At 69.7% G+C, this 12,668-nt stretch carries 18 protein-coding genes; 15 read left to right on the top strand and 3 right to left on the bottom strand.

What is annotated here, in order from left to right:
- The first annotated feature begins 171 nt into the window (after positions 1-171).
- The 6 genes from ACFWBF_RS35855 to ACFWBF_RS35830 all read left to right on the top strand — a co-directional run bounded on the left by ACFWBF_RS35855 (position 172) and on the right by ACFWBF_RS35830 (position 3,830).
- Entirely contained in the window at positions 172-576 is a 405-nt protein-coding gene (locus tag ACFWBF_RS35855) for a CBS domain-containing protein (RefSeq protein WP_385609034.1), read from the top strand.
- A gap of 49 nt (positions 577-625) precedes the next feature.
- The gene (locus ACFWBF_RS35850) at positions 626-940 is read left to right on the top strand and encodes an SCO5918 family protein (RefSeq protein WP_385609033.1); all 315 of its coding nucleotides are present in this window, start codon (positions 626-628) and stop codon (positions 938-940) included.
- Positions 941-975: 35 nt separating this feature from the next.
- Positions 976-1,779 carry an alpha/beta fold hydrolase gene (locus ACFWBF_RS35845; protein ID WP_385609032.1) on the top strand — a complete coding sequence of 268 codons (804 nt, stop codon included), beginning with the start codon at positions 976-978 and terminating at the stop codon, positions 1,777-1,779.
- Positions 1,779-3,053: a PP2C family protein-serine/threonine phosphatase gene (locus tag ACFWBF_RS35840; RefSeq protein WP_385609031.1), complete on the top strand. Its 1,275-nt coding sequence runs from the start codon at positions 1,779-1,781 to the stop codon at positions 3,051-3,053. The genes ACFWBF_RS35845 and ACFWBF_RS35840 overlap by 1 nt, the downstream gene beginning before the upstream one ends.
- Complete coding sequence (locus ACFWBF_RS35835) at positions 3,050-3,376, top strand: STAS domain-containing protein (RefSeq protein WP_385609030.1); 327 nt, start codon at positions 3,050-3,052, stop codon at positions 3,374-3,376. Before ACFWBF_RS35840 ends, ACFWBF_RS35835 begins: the two co-directional genes overlap by 4 nt.
- 250 nt (positions 3,377-3,626) lie before the next feature.
- Positions 3,627-3,830 (top strand): cold-shock protein, encoded by a 204-nt coding sequence (locus ACFWBF_RS35830; protein ID WP_030303412.1) that lies wholly within the window; start codon positions 3,627-3,629, stop codon positions 3,828-3,830.
- Between the two features lie 196 nt (positions 3,831-4,026).
- Here the strand turns inward: ACFWBF_RS35830 and ACFWBF_RS35825 are convergent, their stop codons facing one another.
- Entirely contained in the window at positions 4,027-4,689 is a 663-nt protein-coding gene (locus ACFWBF_RS35825) for an HSP18 transcriptional regulator (protein ID WP_385609029.1), read from the bottom strand.
- Positions 4,690-4,818: 129 nt separating this feature from the next.
- Here ACFWBF_RS35825 and ACFWBF_RS35820 point away from each other — a divergent pair, with 129 nt between their 5' ends.
- From ACFWBF_RS35820 to ACFWBF_RS35810, 3 genes are all read left to right on the top strand, one after another.
- A complete protein-coding gene (locus ACFWBF_RS35820; RefSeq protein ID WP_385609028.1) occupies positions 4,819-5,253 on the top strand; it encodes an Hsp20/alpha crystallin family protein in 435 nt (144 codons plus the stop codon).
- Positions 5,254-5,339: 86 nt separating this feature from the next.
- Complete coding sequence (locus ACFWBF_RS35815; protein ID WP_385609027.1) at positions 5,340-5,735, top strand: DUF2267 domain-containing protein; 396 nt, start codon at positions 5,340-5,342, stop codon at positions 5,733-5,735.
- A gap of 53 nt (positions 5,736-5,788) precedes the next feature.
- Positions 5,789-6,235 carry a DUF2267 domain-containing protein gene (locus tag ACFWBF_RS35810; RefSeq protein WP_385609026.1) on the top strand — a complete coding sequence of 149 codons (447 nt, stop codon included), beginning with the start codon at positions 5,789-5,791 and terminating at the stop codon, positions 6,233-6,235.
- A 71-nt stretch (positions 6,236-6,306) separates the two neighbouring features.
- On the opposite strand, the gene ACFWBF_RS35805 is transcribed toward ACFWBF_RS35810, so the two are convergent.
- Entirely contained in the window at positions 6,307-6,480 is a 174-nt protein-coding gene (locus ACFWBF_RS35805) for a CsbD family protein (RefSeq protein ID WP_385609025.1), read from the bottom strand.
- Between the two features lie 886 nt (positions 6,481-7,366).
- Between ACFWBF_RS35805 and ACFWBF_RS35800 the strand changes: the two genes are divergently transcribed.
- Positions 7,367-7,687: a MerR family transcriptional regulator gene (locus ACFWBF_RS35800; protein ID WP_385609024.1), complete on the top strand. Its 321-nt coding sequence runs from the start codon at positions 7,367-7,369 to the stop codon at positions 7,685-7,687.
- Positions 7,688-7,870: 183 nt separating this feature from the next.
- Complete coding sequence (locus ACFWBF_RS35795; protein WP_385609023.1) at positions 7,871-8,230, top strand: PRC-barrel domain containing protein; 360 nt, start codon at positions 7,871-7,873, stop codon at positions 8,228-8,230.
- A 68-nt stretch (positions 8,231-8,298) separates the two neighbouring features.
- Here ACFWBF_RS35795 and ACFWBF_RS35790 read toward each other — a convergent pair whose 3' ends face one another.
- The gene (locus ACFWBF_RS35790; RefSeq protein ID WP_385609022.1) at positions 8,299-9,084 is read right to left on the bottom strand and encodes a hemolysin III family protein; all 786 of its coding nucleotides are present in this window, start codon (positions 9,082-9,084) and stop codon (positions 8,299-8,301) included.
- A gap of 154 nt (positions 9,085-9,238) precedes the next feature.
- Between ACFWBF_RS35790 and ACFWBF_RS35785 the strand changes: the two genes are divergently transcribed.
- The 4 genes from ACFWBF_RS35785 to ACFWBF_RS35770 form a co-directional block, all read left to right on the top strand.
- Positions 9,239-9,799, top strand: coding sequence for a hypothetical protein (locus tag ACFWBF_RS35785; RefSeq protein WP_385609021.1), 561 nt, complete (start codon positions 9,239-9,241; stop codon positions 9,797-9,799).
- A gap of 123 nt (positions 9,800-9,922) precedes the next feature.
- Complete coding sequence (gene sigJ, locus ACFWBF_RS35780; RefSeq protein WP_385609020.1) at positions 9,923-10,867, top strand: RNA polymerase sigma factor SigJ; 945 nt, start codon at positions 9,923-9,925, stop codon at positions 10,865-10,867.
- 112 nt (positions 10,868-10,979) lie between these two features.
- A complete protein-coding gene (locus tag ACFWBF_RS35775) occupies positions 10,980-12,182 on the top strand; it encodes an NAD(P)/FAD-dependent oxidoreductase (protein ID WP_385609019.1) in 1,203 nt (400 codons plus the stop codon).
- A 315-nt stretch (positions 12,183-12,497) separates the two neighbouring features.
- A partial coding sequence (locus ACFWBF_RS35770; protein WP_385609035.1) for a cold-shock protein occupies positions 12,498-12,668 on the top strand: 171 nt, incomplete at its 3' end.

The raw sequence follows: 12,668 nt of genomic DNA, 5'->3' as shown, positions 1-12,668 counted from the left end.
TCACCATCACCGCACCCGTATCCGAACGCCCCAAGCGCACCACCGCCTCCCGCGGCCGACGCAGCCCCGCCTCCGCAGCCCGACGCGTAAGCGTGCGACAGTCCGCCTTCGATGCGGCGGCCTGAGCACCACGTGATCCGGAAACTGACCCATCTCTGCAGGAGGCACCTTTTGACGCTGGTCCAGATGCAGCCCCGCTCCGCGAACGCTGAACTCACGCACCGGACAGTGGACGACGCGATGGAAGTGGCCGGTCCGCAGGTCTGCGACGACATGACCGTCGAGGTGGCCCTGGCCGTCATCGCCAGCTCCCGCACTGATCATCTGCTCGTCTGCGACGAGGACGGCCTCTGCATCGGGCTGATCACCCGAAACCGGCTCACCGCCATCCGCGACAGCGCCGCGTACACCGACCGGGTCCGCCTGCGCGATGTCCTCGGCGACCGCGGGCCGTTCACCTCCCCCATGACCACGATGGCCGAGGCCCAACACGCGATGCGCTACCGCAGGCTCACCGCCCTGCCCGTCGTAGACGAACAAGGCAGCGCTCTGGGCGTCCTCGCCCTCGCCCGCTGAACCACATCACCGTGGTCGGACCGTTCCCCTCTTCACCCTGTGAGGCATCATGCGCTGTGTCATCGCCCGCTTCCCGTTCGACCTGACCAAGACGGGCGTCCTGGAGTCCATGAAGGGCATCAAGCCCGAGCAGGTGATCGGCGAGTCCGTGATCATCGGCCGCCGCACCTACCCCGTCAAGCAGGTCGGCCAGGTCCTCACCCGCCAGGACCGCCGCGACTTCAGTGCCGGCGAAGTCCTCCGGGCCATGACCCAGCTCGGCTTCACCTGCCGCGGCAGCCTTCCCCGGACCGCCGTGGCCACGCGCGTGCTCAGCCCCCTCCAGCGGGCCTCCGCGATGCTCGGCACCCCCCTGACCGCCTGACGGGTAGGCCGCTGGCTCCTGGGAAGGAGCGGTATATGGATATCGAGCGCAGGAACAACGTGACCGTGACCGGCAATCCGCAGGGCCCGACGGTGGTGCTGGCGCACGGGTTCGGCTGTGATCAGAACATGTGGCGGCTGACCGTACCTGCACTGACCGATGAGTACCGGGTGGTGCTGTTCGACTACGTGGGCTCGGGCCGCTCAGATCTGTCCGCGTTCTCAGAGGGCCGTTACAGATCCCTGGACGGCTACGCCCAGGACGTGGTGGATGTGTGCGACGCGCTCGACCTGCGCGACGCGGTGTTCGTGGGGCACTCGGTCAGCGCGATGGTCGGTGTACTGGCAGCCGGGATGGCTCCGGAGCGCATCGGGGCGCTGGCGATGGTCGCGCCCTCTCCCCGGTACATCGATGACGAAGGCTATCGGGGCGGTTTCAGCGCGCAGGACATCGACGAGCTGCTCGATTCGCTGGAATCGAACTACCTGGGCTGGTCGGCGGCGATGGCTCCGGTGATCATGGGAAATCCGGAGCGGCCCGAGCTCGGCAAGGAGCTGACGAACAGCTTCTGCGCCACCGACCCGGACATGGCGCGCGTCTTCGCCCGGACCACGTTCCTGTCCGATTCGCGGGACGATCTGAAGAGGGTGAGCGTGCCGACGCTGGTGCTGGAATGCACCCAGGACGCCATCGCACCCCGGGAGGTCGGCGCCTTCGTCCACGAGGCGATCCCCGGCTCGACGCTGATCACCCTTGATGCGACCGGGCACTGCCCGCACCTGTCCGCTCCCGAGGCCACGAACGAGGCGCTCACCGGGTTCCTGGCCGGCCTGCGGTGATGTGTCGCACCGGGCAGCAACCCGAACCGCACGGCCCGGGCGAGGAGCAAACGTCGGACGCGGCGTTCGCCGGCCTGCTGGAGGACAGCGTCGAGGAGCTGTACGAGAGCGCGCCGTGCGGCTACCTGTCCACGCTGATGGACGGCACCATCGCGAAGATCAACAGCACGCTGCTGGGCTGGCTCGGCCTCCAGCGGGAGGCGGTGGTGGGCCGGATGTGGTTCACCGACCTGCTGACCGTGGGGGGCAGGCTCTACCACGAGACGCATCTCGCACCGCTGCTGCGCATGCAGGGTGAGATCGGCGGCGTCGCCCTGGAGATCAGACAGGCCGACGGCGCCCGGCTACCGGTGCTGGTCTCCTCCGTGGTCAAACGGGGGGCCACGGGTGAGCCCCTGCTGATCCGCACCACGGTCTTCGACGCGCGCGACCGCCGCGCCTACGAACAGGAACTCCTGCGGGCCCGTCAGGCGGCCGAGGAAGCACGCCGGCAGGCGGAGAGCGACCGCGCCCGGCTGCAGGACGCCCTCGCCGTGCTCCAGGCATCGTTGCTGCCCGACACCCTGCCGTCGATCCCCGGTATGGAGACGGCCGCCCACTACCGCACCGCGTCCCCCGACCGGCTCGGCGGCGACTTCTACGACGTCTTCCCCATCGACGGCCGGCGCTTCGCCTTCTTCCTCGGCGACGTGTGCGGCAAGGGCCCCCAGGCCGCCGCGGTCACCTCGCTGACCCGCTACACCCTGCGCGCCGCCGCCCTGCACGACCCCGACCCCGTCTCCGCCCTCTCGACCCTCAACAAAGTGCTCCACGAGCGCTACAGCAGCGGCGACCCCCGCTACTGCACCGCCGTCTTCGGCATTCTCGAACCCGCCCTCGCGACGGGACACGTCGCCGTCGTCCTCGCCTCGGGCGGCCACCCGTCGGCCCTCCTCCTGCGCGCCGACGGCACAGCCGACTTCCTGGCAACCCCGGGCGGCCTCCTCGTCGGCATCCTGCCGGACGCGCACTTCACCACCGCCACCACCACGCTTGCCCCCGGCGACACCCTCCTGCTCTACACCGACGGCCTCACCGAAGCCCGCACCGGCGAAGGGCGTACGGCTCTGTACGGGGAGGAAGCTCTGCGCGCCTTCGGCGCCGACCAGGCCGGCAGGTCCCCGAACGCGGTCATCGAGGCCCTGACCGGTCTGCTGGACGGCTTCGGTGACGGCCTCGACGACGACACCGCCCTTCTCGCCCTCGGCGTCCCCACGACGAAGAACCCGCGATGACACCGCTGAAGATCACCACCCGAAACACCCCGACCGGCCCCGTCCTGCAGATCATCGGCGAACTCGACTACACCACCGCCACCGACCTACGGGACCTGCTCGCCACGCTCACCCTCAAGCCGGGCCAGCGCCTCGTCCTGGACCTCGCCCGCATGGCTTTCTGCGACTCCAGCGGAATCAGCGCCCTGATCGCCGCCCGCAACCACGTACGGGCCGCCCACGCCGACATCGCACTCGCCGCCGTCCCCGCCCCTACTCTGCGCGTCCTGCGGATCATCGGCCTGGACCAGGTCTTCCGCCTCTTGCCCGGAACCGAGTCCTGACCACCAGGACGTGCCCCCCGGTCGCGGCGGGTACTCCCACTCGCGTGTCCGGGAGGTGTGACGCGTCTCGTTCCCTCTGGTGACGGGCCGTTGGAGGCGTGTAGCGTCTGGGTCAGCTGTCGTGGTTCGGAAGTCCCCCTTGCCCACGCCTTGGTGTGGGCGTTTTGCTGTGCTGTGCCGCAGGAACCAGGACGATCACCTCCGCCTTCCGCATGGAGCGGGAGGCGTTCATCGACTGGAAGGCATGAACATGGCTACGGGAACTGTGAAGTGGTTCAACGCGGAGAAGGGCTTCGGCTTCATCGCCCAGGACGGCGGCGGCCCGGACGTCTTCGCCCACTACTCCGCGATCAACTCCTCGGGCTTCCGCGAGCTCCAGGAGGGCCAGGTCGTCACGTTCGACGTCACCCAGGGCCAGAAGGGCCCCCAGGCCGAGAACATCACCCCGGCCTAACCCTCCCCACCCCGCCCCGCGCGGCCACCGCGATCGGCGCTCACGGCTGTCCATACAGCTCGCAGGCGCCAGAACAGCGGACGTCCGCGGTGTCGGCGGGATCCGAGGAGTACCAGCTCAGGGCCGCGCAGCGTTTGCCGCGCGGCCCTGAGCCGCGTCTGGCCCGGGCCGACCCGGCGCAGCCGTATCCGGCCGGTCAGCCACTGCGCCGCCCGTGGCTGTTCTGGCGGAGCTGGTCGGTGTGCCGGGTCATGGCGTCGATGTGATCGGCGAGGGCCGAGTCCTCGGCGCGCAGGTGGGGCCGGGTACCGGTCAGAGGCAGGACGAGGTGGGCCGCGTCGTTGTCGGCGAGGGCCCGGTTCAGGTCGCCGACGGCTGCCGCGGCACCGTCCGGAAGACCGGTGAGCGCGGTGATCTGGCCGGCGAGCCGGCGCAGGTCCGCCGCGTTGTCGCGGGCCCAGGCCGTGACGGCGCGGTCGGCGGCGCGAGTGTCGCGGGTGGCCTGGACGCGCTCTTCGCCGGTGGACCCCGCGCTGCCGGGGCGCAGGCGCAAGTAGCGGCGTTCGGCGGCCTGGCGGCTGGCAACCCCGAGCGGCCCCGCGAGCTCGGCCCAGCTCGCGCCCTGGCGGCGGGCGGTCTCGATCAGGCCGCTCTCCCAGCCGGCGAGTTCCTCCCGCACCTCGCGCAGCATGAGCAGCGTGGCCAGAGCCGAGTGCCGTCCCGGCGTGTCCGCCGCCTCGGTCGGGGGCGTTCCCGCGGTTGATCGCCGCGCGCTCTTCACGGCCTGGTCGATGGTCTGCAAGGCCGCCGCAGCAGCGGAAACAGGGACCTTGGCGGCTGGCCTGATGGCTTCGTCCACGACACCTCCCAACTGTTTGTCACCCTCCGGGTGACATCGTGCTTGTCATCGTTTCGATGACATGTTACAACGGATGCACGTTGAAGCGCATTGGCAGTTTCTGCCTGAACCAACTGGAGGTGTTTCGCGATGTTGATGCGCACTGACCCGTTCCGCGAGATGGACCGGATCGTCCAGCAGCTGTCGGGTACGTCCGGGACCTGGTCGAAGCCGACCGCCATGCCCATGGACGCCTACCGCGAGGGCGACGAGTACGTCATCGCCTTCGACCTCCCCGGCGTGAGCACCGAGGCGATCGACATCGACGTCGAGCGGAACATGCTCCGGGTGAAGGCCGAGCGCCGGCCCGCCGCGAAGGCCGACACCGTGCAGATGGAGCTCTCCGAGCGACCCCTCGGTGTCTTCTCCCGCCAGATCGTCCTGGCGGACACGCTGGACACCGAGCGCATCCAGGCCGACTACGACGCGGGTGTCCTGACCCTGCGCATCCCGATCGCCGAGCGTGCCAAGCCGCGGAAGGTCAGCATCAGCCGTACGGACGGGCACAAGCAGATCTCAGGCTGAGCCGGCCCGCCGTCGCAGGACGGGGGACCGACCCCCTCCGGCACCCCGTCCTGCGCCCCCCGCACTCCATTTCCGGAGGTGACGTGATGCCGATGCGACACGAAGCATTTCTGTCCCAGGTTCAGGAGCAGGGCCGGTACGCGACCGCCCAGGAGGCCGAGCGGGTTGCCCGCGTCGTCCTGGCTCTCCTGGGCGCCCACCTCGTCGGAACCGTACGGGCCGAGCTCGCGGCCCGGCTTCCCGAGGAGTACGCCCTGATCCTGCTCAACCCCCTGCAGGCCGCGGAACCGCTCTCCCCCGAGCGCTTCGTCCGCGCGACCGCGGCCTGGATCGAAGGCGCCACCGAGAAGACGGCCCTGTGGGACATCGGCGCCGTGCTCTCCACCGTGGCAGCCGCCGCGGGCGACGTCCTCACCCGCAAGGTCCTGCTCCAGCTCCCGCCCGGTTACGACCTCCTCTTCGGCCCGGCCCAGTCCACCTGAGCAATACGCCGGCCGAACCGTGAACCCTCGAAGAGAAAGGCCAGCGCAGCACCATGTACGACCAGCTTCGATCCGACCGGTCCACCCCCGCCGTGACGTTCGACCAGATGCTGGAACGCGTCCGCTACGAGGGCGCCTACCCCACCCGTGAACGCGCGGAAGAGTCCGTACGCACGGTCCTGGCCGCACTCGGCCGGCAGATCACCGGCGAGGAACGCGTCGACCTCACCCAGCGCCTGCCCCTCGAAGCAGCCCTCGCCCTGACCTCCTCGACCCCCGACATCGACCAGCTCAGCGGCTGGAGTTTCGTCAAGGACCTGGCCGAGCGAACCGGTGTCAGCCCGGCCGTAGCCCGCTGGGACACCGGCGCCGTACTCGCCGCCGTCTCGGCCCTCGCCGGACCCGACCTCCTCGCCCGCGTCCTCCAGCGGCTCCCCGACGGCTACGCGCTCCTCTTCGGCCAGGCGCAACTGCGCCAGACCCAGCCCGCCGCCGCCTGAGTGGAGCCGGCTGCGCGGACACGCCACGGGGCCGGGACCGCTACTGCGGTCCCGGCCCCGTCGCGCGAGGGTCAGTGCTTGAAGACGTCCTTGACCTTCTCCTTGGCCTCGCGGGCATCGCCCTTGGCCTGCTCCGCGCGGCCCTCGGCGGTCAGCCGCTCATTGCCCGTCAGGCGCCCAGCGGTCTCCTTGAGCTTGCCCTTGGCCTGCTCGGCCTTTGCCTCGGTCTTCTGCTCACCAGACACAGCTGATCACTCCCTGTTCGTATGGAAAAGGTCTTACAGAACCGCGTATGACCGGTAGACGCCCGCCCAAACAGTCGGGGCCTCAGGGAGCCGGGGGCGGCCCTGCCCGTGCCCGATTACCTCCCCACCAGCCAAGAGTAAATCTATGCTGGCTGGAGTAGACATTGGGCGGTGGTGTGGCTATGGTTTCTCTCGTAGCCCAGAGAGACCGCAGGGCCTGGCAGAGACGAACTGCCGGGCAGCAGTACCCGTAGTTGCAGTGCGCAGGACGGTGCGGTGGTGGAGTTCCGAAGCCAGGCTTGTTGCAGGACGGCGACGGGACTGACGACCGGACCGGGTGGCCCGCGGTGATCAGGGGCCGCCACGAGCAGTACCCAGCAGTGAAGTCAGTGAGCAGCACCTTGGTGAAGGCGTCGACTGCGGGCGCGCGCACCGGGAAGTTCGGCAGTGGGGTTCCAAGCCAGAGCAGACGCACGATGGGCGACGGGGCTGGCTGCCGAAACGTGGCGCTGGGTCAGGCCACGAGCAGTACAAGCGGTGAGCAGTACGCAATACAGCAGTACCGGCAGTACAAGCAGTAGGCATCACCAGCAGTACGAAGTCCCCCGCTTGGTAAGTAGTGATCACCGAGGGAAGAACGGAGGAGCTTGGCGCCATCAGGATCGCCCGGGCCGGCAGTTCGAAGCCCGGGTACCGCAGGACATCGTCAGTGAGGTGGTCTCCGGTCAAGCAACCGCGATCCCCGCACTCCCGGCAGCATCTCGGTCGGGTCAGCGGAAACAGAAGGTCGGCGCAGTATCAGGGCCGGCAGATGGTGTAGCAGTTCCTTCGGGGCCCTGGTGCCATAGGCACCAGGGCCCCTCCACGCGTTCCAGAAAGAGGTTCAATGACAGCAGACGACTCGTTCGACGGCCGTCTCGATGACGACGACTACCCCGCCTACACCATGGGCCGGGCCGCCGCGATGCTCGGCACCACCCAAGGCTTCCTCCGCGCCCTGGGCGAGGCGCGCCTCATCACCCCGCTCCGCTCGGACGGCGGACACCGCCGCTACTCCCGCTACCAGCTGCGCATCGCCGCCCGCGCCCGGGAACTCGTCGACCACGGCACCCCCATCGAGGCCGCCTGCCGCATCGTCATCCTCGAAGACCAGCTCGAAGAGGCCCAGCGCATCAACGCCGAATACCGCCTCGCCTTCCCGGGGTGACGGGGTTGCGCGGCGCATGGCCTCTGCGCCCTCTTTCTTTTCGCCGCCACCCTCCGACACCACGAGCCGGAATCCTCTGCGGACTCGGTTGCGCGGCAAGCACAGGGGCATGAGCTCGGGAAGATGCGAACCGGTGGTGCACCGAGCCACCACGCCCGGTCGCCGAGGACGAGGAGACGGTCCGTGAGCGGTCTGTGGACGTACGCGCAGGACAGCGGTTACACATCCGGGCAGTCGCTGGTGGGATTCACCGTGGGGGCCGCTGACGGTGCCATCGGGCACGTGGACCGCCAGCAGGACACGCCCGGCATGCAGCACCTGGTGGTCGACACCGGCGTGTGGGTGTTCGGCAGGAGCGTCCTGATCCCGGCCGGCGCCGTCACCCGCATCGACACCCAAGCGCAGGCGGTGACAGTCTCGGCCACGCAGGAAGAGATCAAAGCCGCGCCCCGGTTCACCACCGACAGCGAAACAGCCGACCACCACTACCTGTCCGCGGTCGGCGACTACTACGTCTCCCTCCGCCGCCCGCTCGCGCCCTGACCCGAAGGCGGTCGGCAACTCACCGGCCCTGCGCAACTGGGCGGGCAGGCATCAGAACGTCGTCGTGCTCAGTAGGCGGCGCGGAAGACGGCGATGTAGTGCGCGGTGAAGGCTGCCACGGTCAGCGCGTGGAACACCTCGTGGTAGCCGAACCAGCGGGGTGAGGGGTCAGGGCGCTGGAGGGCGTACACGACCGCGCCCGCGCTGTAGAGCAGCCCGCCCGTCACGACCAAGGTGAGTTCGGCCGCGCCGCCGCTGTGCAGGAAGTCGGGCAGGTAGCGCACCGGTGCCCAGCCCAGGGCCAGGTAGCAGGGCGTGTACAGCCAGCGCGGAGCTCCGATCCACAGGACGCGGAAGGCGATGCCGGCCAGAGCGCCCGTCCACACGATCAACAGGAGGACGGACCGCTGGTCAGGGGCGAGGAGCAGCACGGCCAGCGGGGTGCAGGTACCGGCGATGATCAGGAAGATGTTGGCGTGGTCGAGGCGGCGAAGGACGGCCTCGCCGAGCGGTCCCCAGGTGCCGAGGTGGTAGACGGCGCTCGTCCCGAACAGCAGCCAGGCGCTGATGGCGTACACGGTGCAGGCCACAGTGGCCTGCGAGGTGCCTGCCAGGCAGATGAGGACGATGCCTGCGGCCAGCGAGGCGGGGACCATGCCTGCGTGGAGCCAGCCCCGTAGCTTCGGCTTGATCGGCCCCACCCGATCGGCCGCTCGCTCGACCAGGTCGGCAACCGGGTGCGGGTCCTCGCGTCCTCCAACCGCCGGTGCGGAGAAAACACCGCCGGCTTCGGCGTCGTCACCGGACACTGCTTCCCGACCTGACTCGGACTGGTGGGCATCACGGACAACCATGAGTTCATGTTAGGAGCCGCCCCGGCGCAGCATCACCTGAGCCTGGCAGTCTTCCGCCAACCGGGTCCGTGGAACTCGTGTAATGCGGCGAGCCAGGGGAACGATCTGGGCTTCCGAACGGGCCTCTCCGCTCTCCTACGTTCAAGGACCGCCGATGCTTCCCGAGTTCTGCTCCCACGCGTCCACCCCCCTTTCCCATCAGCTGGAACAGCGGCTGGGGCTGGACCCACGTCTCGAAGCCGGCCGAATCGACGTGGAGCGCGTCGCGGACATCGCCGTCGTCGCATCGGCCCACTCCGACGGGTACGCGGCCACCGCACACCTCCTCGGACTACTGGCCGCGCTCCCCGCCCCCACCGAGTCCGGAGAGCACTTCTGGTCGGACCTGTGGAGGTCCTCGGGCTCCCTCTACCTGCTGCCCGCCAACATCAAGGCGTACGTACTGAGTTCGCTGGCAGGAGAAGGCACTGGTCTGGCCGGGCAGATCCTCTCGGCCTTCGACGAGATGACGCCGCCCCAGCGCATCGCAGCCGGAGAGGTCATCGGCCAGGCACTCGCCGAGTCCGACCACCTCCCCGACCTCAAAACTCAGGTCATCGGCGAGCTGTGGCTCCGCGACCTCGAACTCACCGCCTGGCGCGTCCTGCACGCGGACCACAAATCAGCCGATCCGGCCAGGCGGGAAGCCTTCTTCGACGCATGGACGAGCGTCTGATCTGCAAGTTCACCCGTACGGTTCGGCCCCGACCGCACCCGTAGAGCCGGTGGGGGGAGGGATCCTGACGCCTCCCTCCGCGACGCGGTGAACCTTTCCGGCCACAGCACTAGGATCGCGGGCATGGCGCTGATCACGAGTGACGTGGACCGGTTCGAGGCTGCCAGGCCCCGGCTGGAGGCCGTTGCCTACCGGCTGCTCGGCTCGGCGAGCGAGGCGGAGGATGCCGTGCAGGAGACGTTCCTGCGCTGGCAGGCGGCCGACGTCGGGCGGATCGAGGTGCCTGAGGCCTGGTTGACGAAGGTCCTCACCAACTGGTGCCTGAACCTGCTCGCTTCGGCGCGCGCCCGGCGCGAGACGTACGTGGGGAGGTGGCTACCCGAGCCGCTGCTCGCCGGGGACCCCATGCTCGGCCCGGCCGGCACCGCCGAGCAGCGCGAGTCGGTGTCGTACGCCGTCCTCGTCCTGCTCGAGCGCCTGTCACCCAACGAGCGGGCGGTGTACGTGCTGCGCGAGGCCTTCGACTACCCGCACCGGGAGATCGCCGAGATCCTGGAGATCACCGAGGCCGCCGGCCAGCAGATCTACCACCGGGCCAAGAAGCACATCTCGGACGGCAAGGCACGCACCGAGATCGACGAGGCCGCCGCCCGGAGAATCGTCGAGGAGTTCCTGGCCGCGGCGACCAGTGGCCGTACCGAACCCCTCGTACGCCTGCTCACCCAGGACGCCGTCTCGGTCGGCGACGGCGGCGGGAAGGTCCTGGCCCGCGCGAAGGCGTTCGAGGGCGCGCTCGCGGTCGCCACGTTCCTGCGCGGCCTGTTCAAGCCCGGCGCGGCCAAGCGAGCCCATGTCGGCGGCGCGGCCGAGATCTACGCCACGACCGCCAACGGCGGGCCCGCCATCGTGGCGGTCGTGGACGGCCGGGTCGTCGGGATCACCTGCCTGGAGGTCACCGCGGAGGGCATCGCCGCGGTCCGCAACCAGGTCAACCCCGACAAGCTCGTCCGCGCGACCGGGCAATGGGCCGCCGCGGACCACGGAGAGGCCCCGCTCCACACCCTCTGAAGGAGTGTGGCGCAGGTCACGCTCTGCTCCTGTCAGGGAACGGGGGGCTGTCCGGTTCAAGGGGGGAAACCTCGCCGGACAACGGCGGCCCCGCCCAGACAGGAGCACGGACATGCAGCACCGCATCGTCGTCCTCGGAGCCGGCTACACCGGTGCCGTCGCCGCCGGCCGCCTCGCCAAGCGGCTGCACCAGGAGGACGTCACCATCACCCTCGTCAACCCCGAGTCCGACTTCGTCGAGCGCGTCCGGCTGCACCAGCTCGCGGCCGGCCAAGACCTCAGGGCCCGGCCGTTCGACGAGATGTTCGCGGGCACGGGCGTGGAGCTCAAGCTCGGAGAGGTCACCGCCGTGGACGTGGGCCGCAGGACGGTGACGGTCGCCACCGCGAACGGTCCCGAGCGGGAGGAACTGGAGTACGACACTCTGGTCTACGCCCTCGGCAGCCGCTGGAACGACGGGGGCGTCCCCGGCACCGCCGAACACGCCCACGAGATCGCCAGCCGCCCCGGCGCCCTCCGCCTCCGCGTTCGCCTGGCCGCCCTGGGCGCCGGCCGGCCCGTGGTCGTGGTCGGCGGCGGCCTGACCGGCCTGGAGGCCGCGACCGAGATCGCCGAGGCCCGCCCGGACCTCGACGTCGCCCTGGCCGCCCACGGCGCCCTCGGCGACTGGCTCTCGAAGAAGGGCCGCGCCCACCTGCGGAAGGTGGTGGACAAGCTCGGCATCACGGTCCACGAAAACACCGCGGTCAACGCCGTGGAGGCGGACGGCGTGACGACCGCCGACGGCCGGACCATCCCCGCCGAGGTCACGGTCTGGACCACCGGCTTCGCCGTCCACCCGATCGCCCGGGCCACCGCCCTGGAGCTCACCGACCGCGGCCAGATCGTGGTCGACCCCACGATGCGCTCGGTCTCCCACCCGGACGTGTACGTCGTGGGCGACGCCGCGATGGCGATCGGCCCGGGCGACAAGCCCCTCCGCATGTCATGCGCCTCGGGCGTCCCCATGGCCTGGCAGGCCGCCGACGCCATCGCCGCGCGGCTCGCCGACGCCAAGGTCCCCCGCGTCTCCGTCCGTTACTTCCAGCAGTGCATCTCCCTCGGCCGCGAGGAGGGCCTGATCCAGTTCGTCACCGCCGACGACCGAGCAGTCGACAGCGCCCTGACGGGCCGCATGGCCGCCCTCTACAAGGAACTGATCTGCAAGGGAGCGGCCTGGGGCGTCGCCCACCCGACAGCGGGCATGCCGGCCCGGCGCCGGCGTGTCGTACGGCAGGAGACCCGGAACCGCGCACGGGCGGAGACGGCGGCCTGACCTCGCCACGGTGCGTTCCGCCCGAACCGCTGCGGCCAGAGAGCTGGTCCGCGGGTCCGGGTCACCCCGCGCGGGACGTCCTTGCTTCCGAAACGCTGCACTCGGGGTGAATCAATATCTGTGCCCGCGGTCTGAGAGTTTAATGGATCCCGCGGAGAGAGTTTTTATCGCAGCGCACAGGGGGAAATATGTGACGTACACGAGGCAGCGTCGCATGCTACTCTCGATCTCGGTTGCAGTTTTGGTACCCATAAACTTCAAGCGCCTCCCAGTCGGCTTCCAGGCCCTGTGGAAGCGCTTTATATCTCCGGGGTAATTTCCGGGCGGGGCATCATCGCGGCGACACGGCGTCCGTACCGTACGGATGCCGGTGTACTGCCCCAAAGGAGATATGACATGGCTGCTGGCACCGTGAAGTGGTTCAACGCGGCAAAGGGTTTCGGCTTCATCGAGCAGGACGGTGGCGGCGCTGACGTGTTCGCCCAC

It is taken from the genome of Streptomyces sp. NPDC060028 (assembly GCF_042736725.1).
GTDB lineage: Bacteria > Actinomycetota > Actinomycetes > Streptomycetales > Streptomycetaceae > Streptomyces.
This window is presented reverse-complemented; position numbering and strand designations above follow the sequence as displayed.

Excerpts from the sequence above, each read along its gene's own strand:
- ACFWBF_RS35815 (WP_385609027.1), top strand. The coding sequence starts at position 5,340 with ATGCCGATGCGACACGAAGCATTTCTGTCCCAGGTTCAGGAGCAGGGC.
- ACFWBF_RS35820 (WP_385609028.1), top strand. The coding sequence starts at position 4,819 with ATGTTGATGCGCACTGACCCGTTCCGCGAGATGGACCGGATCGTCCAG.
- ACFWBF_RS35835 (WP_385609030.1), top strand. The coding sequence starts at position 3,050 with ATGACACCGCTGAAGATCACCACCCGAAACACCCCGACCGGCCCCGTC.
- ACFWBF_RS35785 (WP_385609021.1), top strand. The coding sequence starts at position 9,239 with ATGCTTCCCGAGTTCTGCTCCCACGCGTCCACCCCCCTTTCCCATCAG.
- ACFWBF_RS35845 (WP_385609032.1), top strand. The coding sequence starts at position 976 with ATGGATATCGAGCGCAGGAACAACGTGACCGTGACCGGCAATCCGCAG.
- sigJ (WP_385609020.1), top strand. The coding sequence starts at position 9,923 with ATGGCGCTGATCACGAGTGACGTGGACCGGTTCGAGGCTGCCAGGCCC.
- ACFWBF_RS35810 (WP_385609026.1), top strand. The coding sequence starts at position 5,789 with ATGTACGACCAGCTTCGATCCGACCGGTCCACCCCCGCCGTGACGTTC.
- ACFWBF_RS35800 (WP_385609024.1), top strand. The coding sequence starts at position 7,367 with ATGACAGCAGACGACTCGTTCGACGGCCGTCTCGATGACGACGACTAC.
- ACFWBF_RS35790 (WP_385609022.1), bottom strand. The coding sequence starts at position 9,084 with ATGGTTGTCCGTGATGCCCACCAGTCCGAGTCAGGTCGGGAAGCAGTG.
- ACFWBF_RS35775 (WP_385609019.1), top strand. The coding sequence starts at position 10,980 with ATGCAGCACCGCATCGTCGTCCTCGGAGCCGGCTACACCGGTGCCGTC.
- ACFWBF_RS35830 (WP_030303412.1), top strand. The coding sequence starts at position 3,627 with ATGGCTACGGGAACTGTGAAGTGGTTCAACGCGGAGAAGGGCTTCGGC.
- ACFWBF_RS35850 (WP_385609033.1), top strand. The coding sequence starts at position 626 with ATGCGCTGTGTCATCGCCCGCTTCCCGTTCGACCTGACCAAGACGGGC.
- ACFWBF_RS35840 (WP_385609031.1), top strand. The coding sequence starts at position 1,779 with ATGTGTCGCACCGGGCAGCAACCCGAACCGCACGGCCCGGGCGAGGAG.